Raw genomic sequence first — 21,840 nt, 5'->3', positions numbered from 1 at the left:
GGCGGCGGCGAGCCGCGCGGCCGGGCCGACGGGCAGCAGCCGCGCCAGCGGGCCGCGGGCGGCCTCGGTGAGCAGCGCGTCGAGCGGCAGCGCGGCGTCGTCGGCCTCCGGCCGGGTCATCGCCCGCACCTGCCGCGCCGTGTCATCGTGTGCGCTCCTTCCCGCCCGGTTCGTCCCCCGGTGCCCGTCCGGCCGATCCTCCCAGCCGCCCCGCCGTGCCCGCAGGTGTACCCGGACCGGGCGCCCCGGGCCAGCCCGCCGCGCGTGACGTGCGCGTTCGCGCCGCGGGTCGGGGCACGGCGTCGCCCCCGGTGACCGCCGGATACGCTGATCGGCGGCCCCAGCACCCCCTCCGGGGGGAGGTCGGCAGGACAGGGAGACGTGTGTCGCAAACGGAATCCGTACCGATTCAGGGACTCTCCTCGGTGTCGGCTCCGGGCTCGCGCCCGCTGCGTGCCTGGCAGCGCTCGGCGCTCGCCCGGTACCTGGCCGCCCGGCCCCAGGACTTCCTGACGGTCGCGACGCCGGGCGCGGGCAAGACGGCCTTCGCGCTGCGGGTGGCGAGCGAGCTGCTGGCGGACCGCACGATCGAGGCGGTCACCGTCGTCACCCCGACGGAGCACCTCAAGTACCAGTGGGCGCAGTCCGCAGCGGCGGTCGGGATCGCGCTGGACCCCGAGTTCCGGGCGTCGGCCGGCACCTCGCGGGACTACCACGGCATCGCGATCACCTACGCCGGTGTGGCCGTGCACCCCCACACGCACCGGGCGCGCACGGAGAACCGGCGCACGCTGGTGATCCTCGACGAGATCCACCACGCGGGCGACGCCAAGTCCTGGGGCGAGGGCGTCCAGCTGGCCTTCGAGCCGGCCGAGCGGCGGCTGGCGCTGACCGGGACGCCCTTCCGGTCGGACGACAACCCCATCCCGTTCGTCGAGTACGTCCGGGACGGCGAGGGCGCGCTGCGCAGCCGCGCCGACCACTCCTACGGCTACTCCGACGCGCTGGCGGACAACGTCGTCCGGCCGGTGGTGTTCCTGGCCTACTCCGGCACGTCGAGCTGGCGGACGAGCGCGGGCGAGGAGATCACCGCCCGGCTCGGCGAGCCGCTCACCAAGGAACAGACCGCGATGGCCTGGCGCACCGCGCTGGACCCCGGCGGCGAGTGGATGCCCGCGGTGCTCGCGGCCGCCGACAAGCGGCTCGACGCCCACCGCAACAGCGGGATGCCCGACGCCGGCGGCCTCGTCATCGCCACCGACCAGACCAACGCGCGCGCCTACGCCGCCCTGTTGCAGCAGGTCACCGGCAGGCCACCCGCGCTGATCCTGTCGGACGAGGCGGGCTCGTCGGAGCGGATCGAGTCCTTCTCGAAGTCCGACGAGCGGTGGATGGTCGCCGTCCGGATGGTGTCCGAGGGCGTCGACGTGCCGCGGCTCGCGGTGGGCGTCTACGCGACCTCCGCCTCGACCCCGCTGTACTTCGCGCAGGCCATCGGCCGGTTCGTGCGGTCGCGACGGCCGGGCGAGACGGCGTCGGTGTTCGTGCCGTCCGTCCCGGTGCTGCTGGGCCTGGCGAGCGAGCTGGAGGCGCAGCGCGACCACGTCCTCGGCAAGCCGCACCGGCCCAAGGAGGAGTGGAACGACGAGGAGCTCGCCCTCGCGAACCGGCAGCAGGACGAGCCGGGGGAGGACGAGAAGTCCTTCACCGCGCTGCACGCCGACGCGGAGCTGGACCAGCTGATCTTCGACGGCGCCTCGTTCAGCGCCGACGAGGAGGAGTACATCGGGCTGCCCGGGCTGCTCGACGCCGACCAGGTGCGCACGCTGCTGCAGCAGCGGCAGCAGGACTGGGTGGACCGGGGCTCGCCGCGCTCCGGCGCCGCGGCCCGCGCCACCCCGCCGCCGCCCGTGCCGGAGCCGCCGCGGCAGATGTCGGTGCGCGAGCAGATCCAGAAGCTCCGCAAGGAGCTGAACACGCTGGTCGCGCTGCACAACCACCGCACGAAGAAGCCGCACGGCGTGATCCACAACGAGCTGCGCCGGGCCTGCGGCGGCCCGCCGACCGCGATGGCGACGATCGAGCAGCTCGAGGAGCGCATCGCCACGATCCGGTCGTGGCGGTGACCGCCGTCACCCGTCCCCGGACAGACGAGAGGGCCGGCACCCGCGGGTGCCGGCCCTCTCGACGACGCTCACATGACCGGCGAGGGGAGTCGCCGATCGCCCATCACTCGTGCCTATTCAGCACCCTGCTGGACGTCCACCTCGAGCTCGCGCAGCTTGTCGGCGTGCGCACGCGCGTGGTGTCCGCAGAACAGGAGCTCGCCGCCGGACGGCAGCACGGCACGAACCTTTGCGGCCGCTCCGCAGCGGTCACAGCGGTCGGCGAGGGTCAACTCGGGCCGGGTCAGGGTTCCAGGCTGCATAGCGGTCTCCCTCCGTCTCGACACCGGTCTCCCGATGTCGCTTGCTGTGACGACCGCTCGCGCGGTGCGCCCACTCTTGCAGACGTTAAATACCCCTGCATGTGTTCCCGTCCCGTGTCGCGACGACAATCACAGATCGACCTTTCGGGGTCGGGCGACCGTCGACGCGGTGGCGGTCCGATGACGAACACGGATTCAGTTGACTACGAGTGAATGATGCGGTGCATGGTGTGACACCGCAAGGTGTGGCGTGTAAACAGTCGGGTCCTCGCGACTACCGAGCGCAGTCGGGGGTCCGGTCATGACGACGAGCATGATCCGCCGGGTCCCGGCGCCCGTGCTCTTCGTCGTCGGGGGTGCCTCGATGTACGTCGGGGCGGCCCTCGCGGTCGGGCTGTTCGACCGGTTGTCGCCCGCGGCCGTCGCGGTGTTACGGATCTTGGGCGCGGGCCTGGTGCTGCTCGCGTGGCGGCGGCCCCGCCGGGCGGCGTGGCGGGCCCCGCGGCTGCGGCGGTCGGTCCCGTTCGGGCTGGCGACGGCACTCATGAACGCGGCCTTCTACGAGGCCATCGCGCGGCTGCCGCTCGGCACCGCGGTGGCGCTGGAGTTCTGCGGGCCGGTCGCGGTGGCGGCGGCGCTCTCCCGCCGCCCGCGGGACGTCGGGGCCGTGGTGCTGGCCGCGGGCGGAGTGGCCCTCATCGCGGATGTGCGCTGGTCAGGCAGTCCGTCGGGGGTGCTGTGGGCGCTCGCCGCGGCCGTCATGTGGGCGGCGTACATCCTCCTCGGCAAACGGGTCGCGACGGCCGGGAACGGGGTCGACGACCTGGCCGTCGGCTTCACCGTGGCCGCCGTCCTGTGCTCCCCGGTCCTGTTCCTCGGCGGGGCCGCGGGCCTCGCGCCGCTCGCCGACCCGGTGGTGGTGCTGCTCGCCGTCGGCGTCGGGGTGCTGTCCAGCGTGATCCCCTACGGCCTCGACCAGGTGGTGCTGCGGCGGGTCGGGCAGGGGCGGTTCGCGGTGCTCCTGGCCCTCCTCCCGGCGACCGCCACGGTGATCGGCTTCCTGGTGCTCGGGCAGCTCCCGGGTGCCGCCGAGGGCGTCGGGATCGCGGCCGTGATCGCCGCGGTGGCGCTGCGATCGCGGGACGGGGACGGCGTGCCCGAGGTGCTCGAGCCACCCCGGGAGACCCCTCGTCGTCACGTGGAGTGACCGCAAGGGCTCGGTCACGCAGCGTCAGCGGTGGAGGAGCACCCGGGTGAAGATCGCCCGATCCGGTGGCGCCGCTCCCGCCGTGGCGGCCACCTCGGTCCCCGTCGTGCCGCCGCCCGGGGAGACACGGAGCGTGAACGGGCCCGGACGGAGCACGCCGGACGATGAGGCCCCGCGGCCGGCTCCCGGGGCCGTCCGGGGACGGTGTCTCACCCCGCCGGCCCGCGCCCGGGCGGCGCAATGTCGTTCTTGCCGTGCCGGACGGAGCTGGTTGCCCGTGCCGGTCGCGGTGCGGAGTGGGTCGACTACAGGGCGCAACAAGAAACGGGAGCGCGACAACAAACGCAGCCCGGCGAGACCGAATCGTGACGATGCTGCGGAACCTGGACCGATTCAGCATGCTTTGCATCACAGACTTCGGCCGCATACGTTGTCGCCCACAACATTTACCCGGCGTCGTCGGACACCGGGTCCACAGTGAGGTGGAGGGCGGATGCGGGTAGGCAGGTCGGCGCTGCGAGGCGCGCCGAAGATGATCGCGGCGCTGGGTCTGGGGCTGGTCCTCACCCTCACCGCGTGCGGGGCGAACAGCTCCGGTGGGTCCTCGGGCGGCACCGCTCCCTCGGCGGCGCCGGCGGGCGGGGGCGTCAAGGTCGGCGTCATCCTCCCGGAGACGGACACGTCCGCGCGCTGGGAGGGCTTCGACAAGCCCATGCTCGACAAGGCCATGCGCGCCGCCGGGCTCGACCCGGACATCCAGAACGCGCAGGGCGACGAGCAGAAGTTCTCGACCCTGGCCGACGGGATGATCTCCAGCGGCGTGAAGGTGCTGGTCATCGCGTCGATCAGCTCGGACGGCGGCTCGGCCGTCGCGGCCAAGGCCAAGGCGCAGGGCATCCCGGTCATCGACTACGACCGGCTGAACCTCGGCGGCACCAGCGACTACTACGTCTCCTTCGACAACGAGAAGGTCGGCGCGCTGCAGGGCCAGGGTCTCGCCCAGGCGCTGCAGAGCAAGCAGGGCGCGCAGGTCATCCAGATCGAGGGCGCGCCCACCGACAACAACGCGACGCTGTTCTACAACGGCCAGCAGACGGTGCTGAAGCCGATGTACGACGACGGCCGGCTCAAGCTCGTCGCGAACCAGGCCATCGACAAGTGGGACAACCAGGTCGGCGGTCAGACCTTCGAGCAGCTGCTCACCGGCAACGGCGGCAAGGTCGACGGCGTCGTCGCGGCGAACGACGGCCTGGCGGGCGCGATCGTCACCGTGCTGACCAAGTACGGGCTCAACGGCCAGGTGGCCGTGACCGGCCAGGACGCCACCGCGGACGGCCTGCAGGCCATCCTGCGCGGCGACCAGTACATGACGGTGTTCAAGCCGATCCAGGAGGAGGCCGACGCGACCGCCAAGCTCGCCGCGGCCCTCGCCAAGGGCGACACCGCCACCGCCGACCAGACGGCGACCCAGACGGTGAACGACCCGAAGGGCAACCGCGAGGTCAAGTCCGTCCTGCTCACCCCGCAGCTGATCACCAAGGACAACGTCAAGACGGTGACGGACGCGGGCTACGTCAAGGCGAGCGAGATCTGCGTGCAGGCCACGCAGGCCGCCTGCGACGCGGCCGGCATCAAGTAACCGAGCCGGGCGCGCGGCCGCGGACGGGACCGTCGACGGTGACCCTCCCGGCCGCGCGCCCTCGCATGGAGGTCCGCATGTCCGAACCCATCCTGCAGCTGCGGTCCGTGTCGAAGAGCTTCGGCGCGGTGCAGGTGCTCCACGACGTCGACCTGACGGTGCGCGCCGGCGAGGTGACCGCGCTCGTCGGCGACAACGGCGCCGGCAAGTCGACGTTGGTCAAGTGCGTCGCCGGGATCCACCCGATCGACGGCGGCGAGATCCTCTTCGACGGCGACCCCGTCGCGTTGCACAGCCCCTCGGACGCGTCGAAGCTCGGGATCGAGGTCGTCTACCAGGACCTCGCGCTCGCCGACAACCTCGACATCGTCCAGAACATGTTCCTGGGCCGGGAGCGCGGCAGGCCCTGGCTGCTCGACGAGTCCGACATGGAACAGGCGGCGCGGCGCACCCTCGCCTCGCTGTCGGTCCGCACCGTGACCAGCGTGCGGACGCCCGTGGCGTCGCTCTCCGGCGGGCAGCGGCAGACCGTCGCCATCGCCAAGGCCGTCCTCTGGGACTCCCGCGTCGTGCTGCTCGACGAACCCACCGCCGCACTCGGCGTCGCGCAGACCCGGCAGGTCCTCGACCTCGTCCGCCGGCTCGCCGAACAGGGCATCGGGGTCGTCCTGATCAGCCACAACATGGCCGACGTCTTCGAGGTCGCCGACCGCATCGCCACCCTCTACCTCGGCCGCATGGTGGCCGAGGTGCCCACGCGCGACGTCACCCACGGGCAGGTCGTCGAGCTCATCACCGCAGGCCGGTCCGGGGACCTCGGACTGGCCCGACCGGAAGGGGTGGTCGGGCAGTGACCGCACCCGAGAAGCAGCAGAAGTCGGCGGCCGAGAAGGCCGACCCCGGGAACCGGGCGGCCGACTTCGGCATCGACACCACCGCCCGGACCACGGGCGAGGCGATCCGCGGCTACCTCCAGGGCCTGCGCAACGGCGAGCTCGGCTCGCTGCCCGCGCTGCTCGGCCTCGCCGCGCTGTTCGTGCTGTTCACGATCCTCGACTCCGGCGGCACCTTCCCCAGCCTGCTGAACCTCGCGAACCTCCTCCAGCAGGGTGCCGGCCGGACCATCATCGCGATGGGCCTGGTGTTCGTGCTGCTCACCGGCGAGATCGACCTCGCCGCGGGCACGGCGTCGGGCCTCGCGGCGGCGCTGATGGCGCTGCACCTCGTGAGTGGCGGGAACATGCTCGGCGCGATGGGCGGGTTCGTCTTCGCGGTGCTGATCGTCGCGATGCTCGTCGCGGCGGCGCTGGCGATCTGGGTCCGGGTGTGGGCCGGGGCCGTGGTGAGCGTCCTGACGGCAGTGATCCTGCTGATCGGCGTACCGGCCAACCCGTGGATCGAGATGCTGCTCGCCGTGGGCGTCGGCGTGGTCGTCGGGTGCCTGACCGGCTTCCTCGTCGCCCGCATCGGGATGCCGAGCTTCGTCGTCACCCTCGCCCTGTTCATCACCTGGCAGGGCGTGATCCTGCAGCTCATCGGCGACGGCGGCACCCTCGGCCTGCGCGATCCGGTGATCAACGCCGTGGCCAACGGCAACCTGTCGACCCTCGGCTCGTGGGTGCTGTTCGTCGTGGCGGCCGGCGGCTACGCGGCGGTCATGCTGCTGCAGCAGCGCAACCGGCTGCACAAGGGCCTGGTGGCGAAGCCGACCGGCCTGGTCCTGATCAAGGTGGGGGCCGTCGTCGTCCTCGGGGCGGTGGCGACCTTCCTGCTGACCCGGGACCGGTCGCCGGGCGTCATCGCCATCTCCGGTATCCCTTATGTCGTGCCGATCGTCCTGGTCCTCCTGGTTCTGGGGACCTACGTGCTCGACCGCACGCGGTTCGGCCGGCACGTCTACGCCGTCGGCGGCAACCGGGAGGCGGCCCGCCGGGCGGGCATCGACGTCGTCCGGATCCGGGCGGCGGTGTTCGTGATCAGCTCGGCCTTCGCGGCGATCGGCGCGATCGTCTACTCCTCGAAGGTCGGGTCCGTCTCGCCGGCGGCCGGTGGCGGCAACACGCTGCTGTTCGCGGTCGGCGCGGCCGTCATCGGCGGGACGTCGCTGTTCGGCGGGCGGGGCCGGGTGTCCAACGCCGTCATCGGCGGCGCGGTGCTGGCGACCGTCGAGAACGGGCTGGGCCTGCTCAAGCAGCCGGCCGCGGTGGTCTTCATCATCACGGGCCTGGTGCTGCTGCTCGCGGCGGGCGTCGACGTCCTGTCCCGGCGGAAGTCGGCGGCCGCCGGCAGGTGACCGTCCCGACCTCCGGCACCCGTCCCGACGACGCCCGCCGGCACAACCGGACCGCGCTGCTGCGCCGCCTGCACGTCGAGGGGCCCTGCACGCGCGCGACGCTCGCCAGCGAGCTCGGGCTCAACCGCAGCACGATCAAGGCGGTGGTCGACGGGCTGGCGGAGGCGGGCGTCGTCACGGAGGCCGTCCCGGCGCAGCGCACCGGCGCCGGGCGGCCCTCGCTCCTGGTCCTGCCCGAGGCGCAGGCGGCGGTCGTCCTGGCCGTCGACATCCGCGTCGACCAGGTCGCCATGGCGATGGTCGGGATCGGCGGGCAGATCCTCGGCCGCCACAGCTGGAACCTGCACCGCACCACCCGGCTGCCCGGCGAGGTCATCACGCACATCGCCGAGTCGGCACAGCTGCTGCGCGACGAGCTGGGCGTGCGGGAGCAGGGGGTCGGCGTCTCGGTCCCCGGCGTCGTCCGACGGGCCGACGGCCTGGTCCACGAGGCGCCCAACCTCGGCTGGCGGGAGGTGGCCCTGGGCAGCCGGCTCGGCGCGGTGCTCGGCTCGCCCACGACCGTCGGCAACGACGGCGACCTCGGCGCCCTCGCCGAGCACGTCCGGGGGGCGGCGCGGGACGCCAACGACCTGCTCTACCTGTCCGCCGACGTCGGCGTGGGCGGCGGGGTCATCGTCGGCGGGGTGCCGCTGCGGGGCTCCGGCGGGTACGTCGGCGAGATCGGGCACATGATCGTCCGGCCCGGTGGGCGGGCGTGCTTCTGCGGCGAGCAGGGCTGCTGGGAGACCGAGGTCGGCGAGCCGGCGCTGTGCCGCGCGCTCGGGCTGCCCGAGGACACGCCCCGCGGGGTGCTGGTGGCCGAGCTGCGGGACCTCGAGGCCCGTCCCGGACGGCTCGACCTGCTGTCCGAGGTGGGGGAGTGGCTGGTCACGGGGCTGGTCACGGCGGTGAACATGCTCGCGCCGGAGCTCGTGGTGCTGGGCGACCTCTTCGCCGCCCTCCCCACCCGGCTCGTCGACCGCATCCGCGAGGAGCTGCACCGCCGCAGCCTCGTCAGCCGCGCCGCGGGCCGCACCCGCATCGCCGTCTCGCCGCTGGGGAGGGACGGGAAGCTCGTCGGCGCCGCCGAACTCGCCTTCGAACCCGTCCTCGGCGCGGTGTAGCACCACATCCCGCGAGTCGGGAGTTCCGGCGGCGCGAGTCGCGAGTTCTGGCAGCGCGAGTCGGGAGTTCTGGCAGCGCGAGTCGGTAGTTCTGGCAGCGCGAGTCGGTAGTTCTGGCAGCGCGAGTCGGGAGTTCCGGCACCGCGAGTCGGGAGTTCCGGCAGCACGAGTCGGCGGTTTAGGGCGACCGCGTTGCGCATGTTCGTCGTCTCCCGGGATCTGGGTTCGGTGACCCGGAAGTGCCGACTCGCGGGAGGTTGACCGGATCGTGCGGAACCTTCACCGTCGGTCCGACGGGCGAGGCGCGGTAACGCTCAACGATCAGGGCCGAGTTCCCGGGCGGGAGCGGGCGCGAGGAGGCGGGCATGCGCGGGTTCGGCGGAGCCGCCGTCCCGGTCCGGTGCGCCCTGCTGATGGTCCTGACGCTCGTCGGGCTCGGCATGGTCTTCGCCGGTGCCGCGGTCGCGGACGTCACGCTCACGCCCGATCACACCGAGGCCGGCGCGCGGGACGTCGCCGTGACGTTCCGGGTGACCAACGACGATCCGGGCGACCCCGTCGTCGCGCTCCGGGTGGATCTGCCGACGGGGCGTCCGCTCGTGGACCCGCAGGCGTCGTCGCCGGCGGGGTGGCAGGTCGCGACCACCGCGAGCGGGATCGAGTGGACGGGCGGGCCGGTCGGGTCCGAGCCCGTGGACCTGGTGCTGCGGGTGGGCCGGATGCCCGACGGCGCAGGGCCCGTGCGGTTCCGGGCGACCCAGACGAGCCGGTCCGGTGCCGTCGTCGAATGGTCGGACCTGGTGGTGCCCGGCCGGCCTGCGCCGGCGCACACGGCCCTCGAGCTGCCGTACGGTGCGCCGCGGCCGGCGGTCCCGGTCGGCGGGCATCACGACCACGATCAGGCGGCGCGGGACGTCGCGGCCGGTCTGCCCGCGACGCCGTCGCCGGGAGCGACCGCGGCGTGGACGATCGGGGTCGGGGTCGCGCTGGCCGTGCTGGTGGCGCTGGGGATCCGCGAGCTGGGGAAGTGGCAGGCCGCCAGGTTCGCCGCGCATCGGGAGAGCGGGGGCGGGACGGCGCAGGAACGGCAGGCGCCGGACGGTCCGGTGTCCTCGGGAGCGACACACCCGGCTCCGTCCGGTGCCGGGGGTGCGCGCGACGTCACGCCGCGAGCAGAGCGCGACCGGAGTCGGTGAGGGCGACGGATCCGTCGGCGTCGGCGATCAGGCCGGCGTCGGTGAGCCGCGGGGCGGCGAAGGGGTCGGCGAGGAACATCCCGTCGACGACGAGGGCGGACCCACCGGACAGCCGGACGCGGCCGGCCTCGACGGCGCGCAGGACGGCGCGGTCGCGGTGGGTGAGCGCCGGAATGCCGGTGCCGGTGACGAGGGTGAGCTGAGCGGTCTGTGCGGACATCGTGCTTCTCCTTCCGTCCTGGCGCCGGGGCCCTCCCGGTGTCGGTGTCGAACGAGAAGAAGCATCCCGCCGGAGCACGCCCCGGACGATGACGTCGGCCCCACTCCCTACCGGGGCCGACCCGCCGACCGGGGTGGGGTTGACCCCCACGCGCCAGAACTGCGGTGGCTGTACCCGGGCCGGGCGGGCCTGAACTCGGGCGGCACCACGAATCGCGGAAATCCCCGAATGGCGGTACCACCGAGCCGGTTCCTGAGGTGCGCGTGACCTGAGGGAGTCCGGGGCGTGCTCGGCCGGAGCTCAGGGCGCGACTCGCGGAAGCCCACAGCGCGACTCGCGGGAGCTGAGAGCGCGACTCGCGGGAGCTGAGAGCGCGACTCGCGGGAGCTGAGAGCGCGACTCGCGGGAGCTCAGGGCGCGGCTCGCGGTGCTGGAAGTCCCGACTCGCGGTGCGCGAACTCCCGACTCGCGGGAGTGTGCGAGTCGGGAGTCGGCGTGGTGCGCGGGGCGGCGGGCTCAGCCGGTGAGGTTGACCTCGGTGAGGGTGCCGCTGTTGAGGTTGGTGACGTACGCCTTCTTCCCGTCCGGCGTGACGGCCAGGCTGGTCGGGGCGTCGCCCGTGGGCAGGGTGGCGGTGACCGTCCAGGTCTCGGCGTTGATCACCGTGAGGTTGTCGCCCTCCACCGCGGTGACGTAGACGAACCGGCCGTCCGGCGCCCACGCGATGTCCTGCGGCTTCTTGCCCACCGGCACCGTGGCGACGACCTGGTCGGTGTTGGTGTCGATGGCCGTGACCGAGTCGCTGTCGTAGTTGACGTTGGCGACCACGGAGTTGTCCGGCGCGACCTCGAGGCTGTGCGGGCTGACCTGCACCTTGACCTCGCCGAGCACCGTGTCGTCGGCGGTGTTGATGATCGAGACGACGCCGGACTCGTGGTTGGCCGTGTACGCCTTGGTGCCGTCGGGCGAGAAGGTGACCCAGTGCGGGTTCGGCGCGACCTTGATGTCGTGCACGAGCGTGCTGGTCGCCGTGTCGATCACGCTGACCGTGCCGGAGTCGTGGTTGGGCACGTAGAGCTTCGACCCGTCGGGCGTGACGGCGAGGGCGAACGGCCGGGTGCCGACCGGGATCGTCGAGGTGATCGAGTTGCTGGTCGTGTCGAGCACGCCGACGACGTTGACCGTCTTCTGGTCGTTGAAGATCGAGACGTAGACGCGCTTGCCGTCGGGTGCGAAGGCCAGGTACTGCGGCGGCCCGGCCTGGACCGGGATCGTCGCGATGACCTTGTCGACCGAGGTGTCCATGACCGTGACGACGCCGGCGTTGCGGTTGGCGATGTAGGCCAGCCGGCCGTTGGGCGAGAGCGCGATGTAGCCGGGGGTCTTGCCGACCGGGATCGCTGAGCCCAGCGACGGGATCGGCACGCTGGTGGCGATCTCGGGCTGGGTCTGGTCCGCGGCTGGCGGGATCTCCTCGTTCGACCCGCCGCCGGCGACCGACGTGCCGGTGTTGCCGGTGCCGCCCCCGAGCAGCCCGAACTGGTTCGCGGCGAACCAGCCCACACCGCCCACGGCGGCCAGCAGGAGCACGACGACGAGCCCGACGATGAGGGCCTTGCGTCCGCCGCCGGACGGCTCCGAGGGTTCGGGAGCGCCGGGGGGTGGTGCGCCGCCACCGGGGGTGCCGCCCCCGAAGCCGCCGCCACCGCCGCCCCCGCCGCCACCCGGGCCGCCGGGACCACCCGGACTGCCGGGGCCACCGGGGCCGCCGCCGTACGGCAACGGGCCGGACGGCTGCGGCGCGGGCGGGGCGACCCGCTGCGTCGGCGCGGGCGGGGCCGGAGGTGCTGCGGCCGCGACGGGAGGTGCCGCCATGGCCGCCGCCGCCGCCGGAGCCGGGGTCGGAGTCCCGGAGGGCGTGCCCGTCGGCGGACCGAAGCTCGGCAGCCCGGTGCCCGACGGCAGCGAGAACGGCGCCGGGGTCTCCGGCACGGACGCCACGGCCGCACCGGCAGCAGCCCCACCCGCCGCACCCAGCGCCACGGCCGGGAAGGCCGTGGTGGGCGGCGGGGCGGCCGGCGCCGCGGGCCCGTCCGAGCCCGCGACCGCACCGGGTCCGCCGGCGAGCGTGGCCGCGCCGAGCGCGACCGCGTACTTGGGGTGGGCGTCGACGACCGTGGGCCGGCCGAGCTCCTCGGACACCATCCGCGCGACCAGCGGGATCCGCGAGGACCCGCCGACCAGCAGCACCGCGCTGAGCTCGTCCGGGGTGACCTCGGCCGAGCGCAGGGTGCGGTTGAGCGCACCGATGGTGGACTCGATCGGCGCCCGGATCATGTCCTCGAACTCGGCGCGGGTGAGCCGCACGTCGAAGTGCCGGTGGGGCAGGAACACCGGGATCGTGGTCTCGGTGTCGATCGACAGCGCCTCCTTGGCCAGCACGCAGTCCTGGCGCAGCCGGGCCAGCGCGACCGTGGTCTGCGGGTCGCTCATGTCCAGCTCGGACAGCGCCCCGCCGGCGGCGTAGTTGACGTGCGCCAGGATCGCCTCGTCGAAGTCGACCCCGCCGAGGCGCTCGATGCCCTCCGGCGAGCCGAGGATCTCGATGCCCTCCGAGCGCTTGCGCAGCACGGTGGCGTCGAACGTGCCGCCGCCGAGGTCGTAGACCGCGACGATCTCGCCGTTCTCCAGCCGCCGCGACGACGCGTAGTGCGCCGCGGCCGCCTCGGGCTCGGTCACCATCCGCGGCATGGCCACCCCGGCCAGCTGCGGGACCTCGTCGAACAGCTCGCGCCGGAACGGGCCCCAGTTGGCCGGGTGGGTCAGCACCATCGAGTCCGGGGCGGTGCCCTGGGTCGCCGAGACCCGGGCCACGACGTCGGACAACAGGCTCGCGAGCAGCGCGGTGACCGCGTGCGGGGCCCCGCCGAGCATCACCGGCGTGGGGTCGCCGAGGCGGCGCTTGAACTCCCGGCCGACCCGGTCGGGGTTGCTCACCGCCCGCCGCCCGGCCGCGTCGCCGGTGACGACCGTGCCGTCCTCCCGCAGGTAGACGACGGCCGGTGTCACCACACTGCGGTCGCCGAGCGTGAACATCTCCACCCGGGAGGCGTTCGCGACCGCCGCGGCCACGAACGTCGTCCCCAGGTCCACACCCAGGCTGTAGGACACTCCGCCACCTCTCGGAGGCGCGGACCCGTCGGACCCGCGCATGAGCATTGCCGACCGTACGAGCGCACGTTGCCCTCAGGTGATACTCGTCCCAGGTCACGCTGTCATTACCGTCACACCTCGAAGTGCGCGAGCGGGGGCAGTCCCTACCCCGCCGGGGGGCCGACCCCCTTCCGGTGACCCCCCGGCGGCGGGACGATGCAGCGATGAGGCTGGAGCCCGCGCCGACGGGGGACGTGCCGGCCGCCCCCACGGCCGTCCCGAGCGCGTCCGCCGTCGCGGAGGCGCGTCGCAGGCGCGAGCGCGACCAGTGGCAGGGCCGGCGCCGGCTGGAGCGCCAGCTGCACGACGGGGCCGCCCTGCGGGCGTCCGCCCTGGTCCTGCAGCTGGGTCTGTTCCGGCACCGGGTCCCGGAAGCCGAGCACGAGCTGCGCGCCGCCATCGGCACCCTGCAGGACGAGCTGCACGCGGTGCTGCAGGAGCTGCGGGACGTCGCCGGCCAGATCTACCCGCCGCTGCTCGACGAGGCGGGCCTCGGCCCGGCGCTGCGCGAGCTCGCCGAGCGGCTCGACGCCCCGTTGCGGGTGCGCGACGACGGCCGGCGGTTCGGCCCGGCCGCCGAGGGCGCCGTCTACTTCGCCGTGGCCGACGCGCTGGCCGCCGACCCGGTGTCGCCCCGCGAGGTGACGATCGCGGGCTCCGCCGCCGAGCTCGTCGTCACGGTGACCGGCGGAGGACCGGGGCTGGCGGAGCTGCTGCTGGACCGCGCCCGCCCGCTCGGGGGTGCGGTGTGTGACGTTTCCACCCCGCCGGACGAGACCGTCGGTACCGGCACGATCGTTGCGAGGATCCCATGCGAGTAGCACTGGCCGAGGACGGCGCCCTGTTCCGCGAGGGGCTGCTGATGCTCCTGCAGGCCGCGGGCCACGAGGTCGTGGCGGTGGCCGCGGGCGGTGACGAGCTGCTGGCCCTCCTGGCCGGCACCCCGTGCGACGTCGCCGTCCTCGACATCCGGATGCCCCCGGAGCCCGACGGCGGGCTGGTCACCGCGGAGCGGATCCGCGAGAAGTGGCCGAACATGGGGCTGCTGTTCCTCTCGCACTACGCCGAGTCGCACTATCTGATGAAGATCCTCGACATCGGCACGGACGCGATCGGCTACCGGCTCAAGGAGAAGGTCGGCAGCGTCGAGGTGCTGACCGACACCCTGACCCGCATCGCCGACGGCGAGATCGTGATCGAGCCGGTGCTGGCGAAGCGGCTGGTCGAACGGCCCCGCGGGGAGAAGAAGAACGAGGTCGCGTCGCTGTCGGAGCGCGAGCTCGACGTGCTCAAGCTGATGGCCGAGGGGCGGTCGAACGGCGGCATCGCGGGCCAGCTGTACGTCACGCCGAAGGCCGTGGAGAAGCACATCGCCAGCATCTTCGCCAAGCTCGGCCTGCACACCGACGAGACCGAGAGCCATCGCCGGGTCCTCGCGGTGCTCACCTACCTCCGCTCGCAGCGGGACGGCGACTGACGGCCGGACATGGAGAGGTGGGCCGCGCTGGGGCTGCGCGCCGCGTTGGTCGGCGGCGCGGTCCTCGTCGTGTTCGCGGTCCTCGTCGTGGTCCCGCCGGTGCTGCTCGGCACCGGCCTCGGGCAGATCGGCGTGCTGCTGCCCTTCGTCGCGGCACTCGTCTGCGCGATCGGCGCGGCGCGGCTGCGCCCGGTGGTGGACCGGATCGTCGAGCGCGTGACCCACACCCGGGGCACGACCCCGTACTCCGCGCTGGCCGAGGCGGCCGCGCGGATCCGGAGCGGCACCCCGGACTCGGCCCTGCCGGGGCTGGCGGAGGTGCTCGCGGAGGGCACCGCGGCACGCGAGGCGCGGGTCTGGCTCGCGGTCTCCGACCGGTTGGTGACGGCCGCGGTCCACCCGCCGCGCGCGGTCACCGGGGAGACCGTGCCGAACCTCGCCGTGCTGCTCGGCGGGGAGGACCCGGAGCAGCGGGCCGACCACGTCGTCCCGATCGTCGAGGGACAGACGCTGCGGGCCGTGCTCGCCATCCGCAAGCCGACCGCGATCACCCCCGCCGACCAGCAGCTGATGCGGGACCTCGCCGGCGGGGCGGGGCTGCTGCTGCGCGGCGTCGCGATGAACACCGAGCTGCGCGACCGCGTCCGGCGGGCCGCGGAGCTGGCCGCCGAGCTCGAGCGGTCCCGGGAGCGGCTCGCCACGGCCCGGGACGTCGAGCGGCGCCGGCTCGTCGGCGAGCTCTCGCAGGCCACCACCGACCGGCTCGCCACCCTGCGGATCGTGCTCGACGGGGCCCGTCAGGACCTGGGCGGGAGCACGCCGGACCCGGCCCGCGCGGGGTCCGCGATCCGCCGCGCCGGCACCCAGCTCGACGAGCTGCTCGACCGGTTCCGGCTCATCGCCCGCGGGGTCTACCCGCAGGTCCTTCGCGATCAGGGCCCGGTCGGCGCGCTCGAGGAGGTGGCCGCCGACCTGGACCGGCCGGTGCGGCTCGCCGGTGCGCCCGAGGACAGGCTGCCGTGGGAGGTCGAGTCCGGCGTCTACTACGTCGCCGCCTCGGCGCTGCAGTGGCTGGCCGCTTCTCAGGGGCCCGAGCTGGAGGTCGAGCTGACCCACGCCGACGGGCGGCTGGCCGTCAGCGTCGTCGACCCGCGGCCCGGGTTCGCCCCCGGGGAGCTGCGCGCCGCGCTCGCCGGTGACCTCGAGCGGCTGGCGGCGCTCGGCGGCGAGGCCGGGCTGACCACGGACGAGGACGGCCGGCTGGTGCTCACCGCGAGCCTGCCGGAGCGGCTGGAGCCCGCCGTCGAGGTCGCCCGGGAGGTGCGGGTGTGAGCGCGACCGCGATCCGGCCGGCCCGCGCACCTGCGGGCGCGAGCGGGCTGCACCGGCTCGCCGTCGCGGTCTACGTCGTGGTCCTCGTCGTCTGTTCGGTGGTCGCGATCGGCTGGCTGGCGGTCGGCGCGTACGTCGCGGTGGCCTGGTACGTGCCCGGCTTCGGGGCCGGCGACTCGGTGTGGGCCCAGGCGGTCGCCGCCGCGGCGCCCGCCACCGAGCCGCTGGACCAGCTCGTCGTCGACTACGCGCTGAGCCTGGGCGCGGTCGCGATCGCGGTGGTGCTGCTGGTCCGCGGCGGGTCGGGCTGGCCGACCCGGCTGCTCGCGCTGGCCATGGTCGGCTCGGGCGGCGCCTTCAACCTGCAGGCGCACGCGGCCGCGACCGCCGTCGACGCCGCGACCGGGATCGCGGCCGGGCCCATCCACCAGATCGTGCTGCACGGCGTGGCCTGCGCGGCCTACGTCCTCGCGCTGCTGGTCTTCCCGACGCCGCAGGGCGCGTGGCCGTCGCGCTGGGGCCGTTCGGGCCGGGTGACGCTGGCCGTGTTCGGCGTGCTCGTGCTCGGGATCGTCGGGTTCGGGACGGCGCTGCTGCGGCACACCACCAGCTGCGTGCTGTTCTTCGGCTTCCTGGTGCCGCTGGTCGGGGTGGCGGTGCTGCCCGGGCGCATCCGCCGCGGCGAGACCGCGGCCCTGCGAACCCAGGCCCGGCTGGTGTTCAGCCTGCTCGTGGCGGCGTTCGCGGCGATCGTCGTGCTGGGGATCAGCACGATCGTGCTCTGGCTGCTCGGCGTCCCCGGCCTGGAGCTCTACGACCCGACGGCGCACGACTCGATGACGACGGGTGCGGCCGCCGGCCAGCCGGTCGCGCTGCTGTTCTGGGCCTCGCGGGTCGGGTCGGCGGCGATCGCGGTCGCGGTGCTGGTCGCGGTGCGCGCGGAGCGGCTGTGGTCGGCGGAGGCGCGGTTCAGCCGGGTCCTGGCGGCCGTGCTGGCGGTGGCCGTCGTCGGGGGCGGGGTGGTCGTGTTCGAGGCGGCCGGGTGGCTGATCGGCTTCGGGCCGCTGTGGTCCTCGCTCGGCGCGTCGCTGCTCGCCGCCGTCGCCTTCCTGCCCGTCTACCGGGCGGTGGAGGGGCTCACCGACCGGCTGCTCTACGGCCGCCGGCCCACCCCGTACAGCGCGCTCGCCGAGGTCGCGGCGCTGTCCCGGACCGCGGCGTCCGACGCACCCGACCTCGCCCGCGTCGCCGAGGCGGTCGGGCGGGCCCTCGGCTCGTCGCGCTGCCGGCTCACCGTGGTACGGCCCGGGCTCCGGGACCGCACCTACGAATGGGCGTCGCGGCGGGCGACGCGGCGGGACGACGGCACGGGGCTGGTCGGCGTCCCGGTCCGCGGCGGCGCGCAGCACCTCGGCACCCTGGAGGTGGACCGGGCCGCCGTCGCCGGGCTGCACGCCGACCGCCGGCACCTGCTGGAGGACATCGCGGACAGCCTGGGCGTGGTCGTCACCGCCAGCCGGCTGGGCGTGGAGCTGGAGCGCCAGCTGCGGGCGGCGCTCGCGCACGCGGCCGAGATCGCGGTGTCCCGGCGCGAGGCGGTGTCGGAGATGGACGCCGAGCGCCGGCGGATCGAGCGGGACCTCCACGACGGCGCCCAGCACCAGCTCGTCTCGCTGCGGCTGGTGCTCGGGCTCGTACAGCACGAGGTGGAGAACGGGCGGATCGAGCAGGCCCGCGAGCGGCTCGGGGTGCTGGCCGGGCAGCTCGACACGGCGGAGTCCGTGCTCGCCGAGACCGCCAGCGGGGTCCGGTCCATCGCGCTCGCCGAGCGCGGCCTGGTCGCGGCGCTGGAGGCCGAGCTGGCCGGGCCACCGCCGGTGCGGGTGGAGTCGGCGCTCCCGGCCGGGCGGCGTTACCCGCCGGAGCTCGAGGCCGCGGTGTACTTCTGCTGCCTGGAGTCGGTGAACAACGCGCACAAGCACGCCCCCGGCGCCGACGTCGTCATCCGGTTCGACGAGGAGCACGGACGGCTGCACTTCACCGTGCGCGACAGCGGGCCCGGGTTCGTGGTGCCGGAACCGGCGGTGGTCGGGCCGGCGGCGGCGACGGCCGGGCGCGGCCTGCGCAACGTCGCCGCGCGGATCGTCGCGGCCGGCGGGCGGGTGGACCTGAGGTCGGCGCCGGGTGAGGGCACGACCGTCGAGGGCTCGGTCCCGGTGCCCGAGGCGGAGACGCACGACACCGGGCCGGCGCCGGCCCCCGCGCTCGACGCCGAGGCGGACACCACCGCGCTCGACGTCGCCGGGCTGGTGGTCGAGACCCGTCCCGTGCCGACGCTCCCGCCGGAGCACCACGACCGCGGCGCGGACACGTCCCTGCCCGGCCAGGTCCGGCGCGTGCTCGCCGCAGCGGCCGCGTCGGCCGACGCGGGCCTGCGCGAGCGGTTGCACGCGCTGGAGGCCGACCTCGACCGGCCGCTGCGGGTTGCGGTCTCGGGGCCGCCGAGGTCGGGGGTGTCCACGCTGGTCGCGGCCCTGGCGGCGACCCCGGGCGAGGTCGACCTGGAGATCGTCGAGGGCACGGCCGGGGACGTCCCGCTGCTCGTGCTGCCCGCCGACGACGGGGTGCCGCCGCCCGACGGGCCGCCCGCGATCGGTGTCCTCGCCCGGGCGGACGAGCTCGCGGGCGACCCGTGGAGCGAGGCCCGCCGGCGCGCCGCGGAGCCCGAGGTGCGGCGGCGCTGCTGGACCGTGATCCCCGTGGCGGCCGGGCTGACCCGCGGGAAGATGGGCTCCGCGCTCGTCTCCGAGCTGGCCGCCGACGGCGCGAGGCCGGACGAGGTGGCCGCCGAGCTGACCCGGCGCAGCGGCGTGCCGCGGCTGCGCGAGCTGCTCGAACGCGGGCTCGCCGACCGGGCGGACGCGCTGCGGGCCCGCGCCGTGCTCCGCGAGCTGGACGGGATCGTCGCCGCGCGGCCCGCGGGGGACGACGGCGACCTGCGCTACCTGCTCGAACGCCTCCGCACGACCGCGCACGAGCTCGCCGAGCTCGACCTCGTCGACGCGCTGCGCGCCGGGACCCCCGCCCTCTCCACCGACGAGCGCACCGCGGCCGAGCTGCTGCTGGGCGCCGAGGGCACCGCCGCCCACCGACGGCTGGGCCTCGCGCCCGACGCCGGCCCCGACGAGATCCGGCTCGCCGCGGCGGCGCAGCTCAGCCGCTGGCAGCGGCGGGCCGAGCACCCGGTCTCGACGCGGGACCAGCGCGCCGCCGCCGCGGTACTGGTCCTGACCTGCGAGCGGATGCTGGCCGAGACGCCCGCCTCGCCCGTCGCCCTCACCCCGGTCGGGGCCGGACCGGTCGCGACGCCGCCCGCCGGGGTCGGCGCCGGCCGGTAGGGTCGCCGGCATGATCGACGCCGACGGTGTGCACCGCGTCTCCGTCGACGAGCACCTGGGGCTCAGCACCGAGGTCCTCACCGGTCTCGGCGCACCGGACCGCGCGGCGCGCGAGCAGGCCGGGATGCTGCTCGAGGGCGACCTGCGCGGGCACGCGTCGCACGGCATCCGACGGCTGCCGGTGCTGGCCGGCCGGATCGGCAACGGCGTGCTGGACCCCGCCGCGGAGCCCGAGCTGCGCTGGACCACCGACTCGGTGCTCACCGTCGACGGGCGGACCGGGCTCGGTCCGCCCGTCGCCCACCGGGCCGTCGAGGCGCTGGTCGAGCGGGTGCCGCGCACCGGGGTCGCCGTCGCGGCGATCCGCCGGGCGGGGCACCTCGGGATGCTCGCGCCGTACGTCGAGCGGCTGGCCGAGGCGGGGCTCGCCGGGCTCGCGACGACCACCAGCGAGGCCCTCGTCCACCCCTGGGGCGCCGCTCCCGCGATGCTGGGCACCAACCCGATCGCGGCGGCCATCCCGACGGGCGGCCAACCCGTCGTGCTCGACATGGCGACGGGGCAGATCTCCCGCGGCAAGGTGCTCGACCACGCGGCCCGCGGCGAGCCGCTGCCCGAGGGCGCGGCCGTCGACGCCGAGGGCGCCCCGACCACGGACGCGACCGCCGCCCTCGACGGCGCCATCACCCCGGTGGGCGGCCCGAAGGGTTACGCGCTGTCGCTGGTCCTCGAGCTGCTGGTCGCCTCCCTGACCGGCACCGCGCTCGGCCGGGAGGTCCGGGGCACGCTCGACACCACGGACCCGGTGACCAAGGGGGACCTGCTGATCGCCTTCGCGCCGGGCCTGTTCGGCGTCGGCCGGACGCAGCCGGCGATCGCCGCCTTCCTCGACGAGCTCCGGACCCTCCCGCCCGCGCCCGGGCACACCCGGGTGCAGGTGCCCGGCGACCGCGCCCACGACGTGCGCGCCCGCAACCGGTTCCGCGGCGTGCCCGTCGACGAGACCACCTGGGCGCAGGTGCAGGGGCTCCGCCGGCGCTGATCCGTTCGGCCCAGCCCATGATCGTCCGTGCCGTTCCACGGACGGCCGATGGTTGACTACGCGCGGTAGCACTCGTACTGCGAGACGTCCGAGGGGGCTGGGGCGATGCATCCGGACGATCCCGGGATCATGGGGCTGATGCTGCAGGTGGGGCGCACGGCGGTGGCCGGCGCCGATCTCGGCACGCTGCTCTCCTCGGTCTGCACCGCGCTGCCCGCGACGCTCGGCGTCTCGGGCGCGGCGATCGTGCTGGTGGAGGTGCCGGACCGGTTCCCGGGGCTCGCGGGGGTGTCGGCGTCGGACACGGCGGCCGGGCGGCTCGGGGAGATGGAGCTGCGGGCGGGCACCGGCCCGGTGCAGGGCGCCGTCCGGTCCGGACGCCCGATGGTCACCCCCGACCTCACCCGCATCGGCCCGCCGGAGCTGGCGGCCGCGGCCGCGGACACCGGGCTGACGTGCTCGGTCGTCGTTCCGCTGGTCGTCGACGGGGAGCCGGTCGGCGGGCTGCAGCTGTTCGGGCACCCGGGCCGGCCGGTGGGGGACGGGCACGTCGACGCCGTCGCCGGGCTGGCCGACGTCCTGTCCGCGCGGCTCACGGACGTCTGCGCGCTGCGCCGGCTCACCGCCACCGTCGCGCGGCTGACCGCGGAGCACGAGACCGCCCTGCCGGTCGCGCACGCCACCGGCATGCTCGCCGAGCGGTACCGCACGGACGTCGAGGAGGCCGGGCGCTACCTGGCCAGCCGGGCGCGCAAGGCCGGCGTCGAGCCGGCGGAGGCCGCGCGGAGCGTGCTGGACCGCACCGACGCGCCGCCCGCGGCCGGTGAGGACACGCCGACCCAGGTGTTCGGGGCGGTGGCGCCCGGGCCTGGTCCCGCACGGAGCGCGCCCGGACGGGGCGGGGAGCGGCCGGACGGTGACCGCGGGCCCGAGCGGGTCGGCGCCGCACCGGAGGGACCCCGGCCGGGGCTCCCGGCCGGCGCGGTCCCCGAGCAGCGGCGGGGCCAGGAGCGCAGCCGCTCGGGCGGTCGGCGCCGGCTCGTCGACGAGCCTTCCGCGGCTGCCGGGGCGCACGGCGATCCGCAGACCGCGCGCGGGCCGGAGCGTCCGCAGCCCGCACCCGAGCGGTCCCGCGGCTCCCGGTCGGAGCCCCGCGGCCGGCAGGTCGCCGACCCGCGCCCGTCGGCGCGGCCGGAACCCGCCGAGCAGCGCGAACGCGGCACCGAGCA

The 21,840-nt window shown here is 75.1% G+C and carries 16 protein-coding genes; 13 read left to right on the top strand and 3 right to left on the bottom strand.

The features are described 5' to 3' along the window. Positions 1 to 383 precede the first annotated feature (383 nt). Positions 384 to 2,126 carry a DEAD/DEAH box helicase gene (locus PKE99_RS36480; RefSeq protein ID WP_051737941.1) on the top strand — a complete coding sequence of 581 codons (1,743 nt, stop codon included), beginning with the start codon at positions 384 to 386 and terminating at the stop codon, positions 2,124 to 2,126. 113 nt (positions 2,127 to 2,239) lie between these two features. Here the strand turns inward: PKE99_RS36480 and PKE99_RS36475 are convergent, their stop codons facing one another. Further along, entirely contained in the window at positions 2,240 to 2,428 is a 189-nt protein-coding gene (locus PKE99_RS36475) for a DUF7455 domain-containing protein (protein WP_037050289.1), read from the bottom strand. A gap of 301 nt (positions 2,429 to 2,729) precedes the next feature. Between PKE99_RS36475 and PKE99_RS36470 the strand changes: the two genes are divergently transcribed. The 6 genes from PKE99_RS36470 (at position 2,730) to PKE99_RS36445 (ending at position 9,929) form a co-directional block, all read left to right on the top strand. Then, positions 2,730 to 3,635, top strand: coding sequence for an EamA family transporter (locus tag PKE99_RS36470; protein ID WP_037050290.1), 906 nt, complete (start codon positions 2,730 to 2,732; stop codon positions 3,633 to 3,635). Positions 3,636 to 4,128: 493 nt separating this feature from the next. Next, a complete protein-coding gene (locus tag PKE99_RS36465) occupies positions 4,129 to 5,274 on the top strand; it encodes a sugar ABC transporter substrate-binding protein (RefSeq protein WP_197040788.1) in 1,146 nt (381 codons plus the stop codon). A gap of 77 nt (positions 5,275 to 5,351) precedes the next feature. After that, positions 5,352 to 6,128, top strand: a complete 777-nt coding sequence (locus tag PKE99_RS36460) for an ATP-binding cassette domain-containing protein (RefSeq protein WP_037050370.1) — start codon at positions 5,352 to 5,354, stop codon at positions 6,126 to 6,128. Further along, positions 6,125 to 7,567, top strand: coding sequence for a sugar ABC transporter permease (locus tag PKE99_RS36455; RefSeq protein WP_037050291.1), 1,443 nt, complete (start codon positions 6,125 to 6,127; stop codon positions 7,565 to 7,567). Before PKE99_RS36460 ends, PKE99_RS36455 begins: the two co-directional genes overlap by 4 nt. Further along, positions 7,564 to 8,733, top strand: coding sequence for an ROK family transcriptional regulator (locus PKE99_RS36450; RefSeq protein WP_037050293.1), 1,170 nt, complete (start codon positions 7,564 to 7,566; stop codon positions 8,731 to 8,733). The genes PKE99_RS36455 and PKE99_RS36450 overlap by 4 nt, the downstream gene beginning before the upstream one ends. A gap of 365 nt (positions 8,734 to 9,098) precedes the next feature. Next, a complete protein-coding gene (locus PKE99_RS36445; protein ID WP_037050294.1) occupies positions 9,099 to 9,929 on the top strand; it encodes a DUF1775 domain-containing protein in 831 nt (276 codons plus the stop codon). Here PKE99_RS36445 and PKE99_RS36440 read toward each other — a convergent pair. Together PKE99_RS36440 and PKE99_RS36435 are read right to left on the bottom strand one after the other, a co-directional pair. Beyond that, a complete protein-coding gene (locus tag PKE99_RS36440) occupies positions 9,895 to 10,149 on the bottom strand; it encodes a hypothetical protein (RefSeq protein ID WP_037050295.1) in 255 nt (84 codons plus the stop codon). The genes PKE99_RS36445 and PKE99_RS36440 overlap by 35 nt on opposite strands. Before the next feature lie 516 nt (positions 10,150 to 10,665). Next, a complete protein-coding gene (locus PKE99_RS36435) occupies positions 10,666 to 13,320 on the bottom strand; it encodes an Hsp70 family protein (RefSeq protein ID WP_037050296.1) in 2,655 nt (884 codons plus the stop codon). Between the two features lie 206 nt (positions 13,321 to 13,526). On the opposite strand from PKE99_RS36435, the gene PKE99_RS36430 reads away from it, so the two are divergent. The 6 genes from PKE99_RS36430 to PKE99_RS36405 all read left to right on the top strand — a co-directional run. After that, the gene (locus PKE99_RS36430) at positions 13,527 to 14,183 is read left to right on the top strand and encodes a sensor histidine kinase (RefSeq protein ID WP_051737942.1); all 657 of its coding nucleotides are present in this window, start codon (positions 13,527 to 13,529) and stop codon (positions 14,181 to 14,183) included. Continuing rightward, the gene (locus tag PKE99_RS36425; protein ID WP_081924539.1) at positions 14,174 to 14,839 is read left to right on the top strand and encodes a response regulator transcription factor; all 666 of its coding nucleotides are present in this window, start codon (positions 14,174 to 14,176) and stop codon (positions 14,837 to 14,839) included. Before PKE99_RS36430 ends, PKE99_RS36425 begins: the two co-directional genes overlap by 10 nt. 9 nt (positions 14,840 to 14,848) lie before the next feature. Further along, entirely contained in the window at positions 14,849 to 16,171 is a 1,323-nt protein-coding gene (locus PKE99_RS36420) for a sensor histidine kinase (protein WP_037050297.1), read from the top strand. After that, complete coding sequence (locus tag PKE99_RS36415; RefSeq protein ID WP_051737943.1) at positions 16,168 to 19,569, top strand: ATP-binding protein; 3,402 nt, start codon at positions 16,168 to 16,170, stop codon at positions 19,567 to 19,569. The genes PKE99_RS36420 and PKE99_RS36415 overlap by 4 nt, the downstream gene beginning before the upstream one ends. Before the next feature lie 10 nt (positions 19,570 to 19,579). After that, the gene (locus PKE99_RS36410) at positions 19,580 to 20,611 is read left to right on the top strand and encodes an Ldh family oxidoreductase (RefSeq protein WP_037050298.1); all 1,032 of its coding nucleotides are present in this window, start codon (positions 19,580 to 19,582) and stop codon (positions 20,609 to 20,611) included. Between the two features lie 138 nt (positions 20,612 to 20,749). Beyond that, positions 20,750 to 21,840 (top strand): GAF domain-containing protein (locus PKE99_RS36405; RefSeq protein ID WP_271214970.1); only part of this gene is annotated, 1,091 nt, incomplete at its 3' end.

Source organism: Pseudonocardia halophobica (assembly GCF_027922425.1).
GTDB classification, from domain to species: Bacteria; Actinomycetota; Actinomycetes; order Mycobacteriales; family Pseudonocardiaceae; genus Pseudonocardia; species Pseudonocardia halophobica.
Note: the sequence above shows the minus strand (reverse complement) of the source record. Positions and strands in the feature narration are given on the sequence as shown.

Excerpts from the sequence above, each read along its gene's own strand:
- PKE99_RS36425 (WP_081924539.1), top strand. The coding sequence starts at position 14,174 with ATGCGAGTAGCACTGGCCGAGGACGGCGCCCTGTTCCGCGAGGGGCTG.
- PKE99_RS36440 (WP_037050295.1), bottom strand. The coding sequence starts at position 10,149 with ATGTCCGCACAGACCGCTCAGCTCACCCTCGTCACCGGCACCGGCATT.
- PKE99_RS36445 (WP_037050294.1), top strand. The coding sequence starts at position 9,099 with ATGCGCGGGTTCGGCGGAGCCGCCGTCCCGGTCCGGTGCGCCCTGCTG.
- PKE99_RS36430 (WP_051737942.1), top strand. The coding sequence starts at position 13,527 with ATGAGGCTGGAGCCCGCGCCGACGGGGGACGTGCCGGCCGCCCCCACG.
- PKE99_RS36475 (WP_037050289.1), bottom strand. The coding sequence starts at position 2,428 with ATGCAGCCTGGAACCCTGACCCGGCCCGAGTTGACCCTCGCCGACCGC.
- PKE99_RS36420 (WP_037050297.1), top strand. The coding sequence starts at position 14,849 with ATGGAGAGGTGGGCCGCGCTGGGGCTGCGCGCCGCGTTGGTCGGCGGC.
- PKE99_RS36465 (WP_197040788.1), top strand. The coding sequence starts at position 4,129 with ATGCGGGTAGGCAGGTCGGCGCTGCGAGGCGCGCCGAAGATGATCGCG.
- PKE99_RS36460 (WP_037050370.1), top strand. The coding sequence starts at position 5,352 with ATGTCCGAACCCATCCTGCAGCTGCGGTCCGTGTCGAAGAGCTTCGGC.
- PKE99_RS36470 (WP_037050290.1), top strand. The coding sequence starts at position 2,730 with ATGACGACGAGCATGATCCGCCGGGTCCCGGCGCCCGTGCTCTTCGTC.
- PKE99_RS36410 (WP_037050298.1), top strand. The coding sequence starts at position 19,580 with ATGATCGACGCCGACGGTGTGCACCGCGTCTCCGTCGACGAGCACCTG.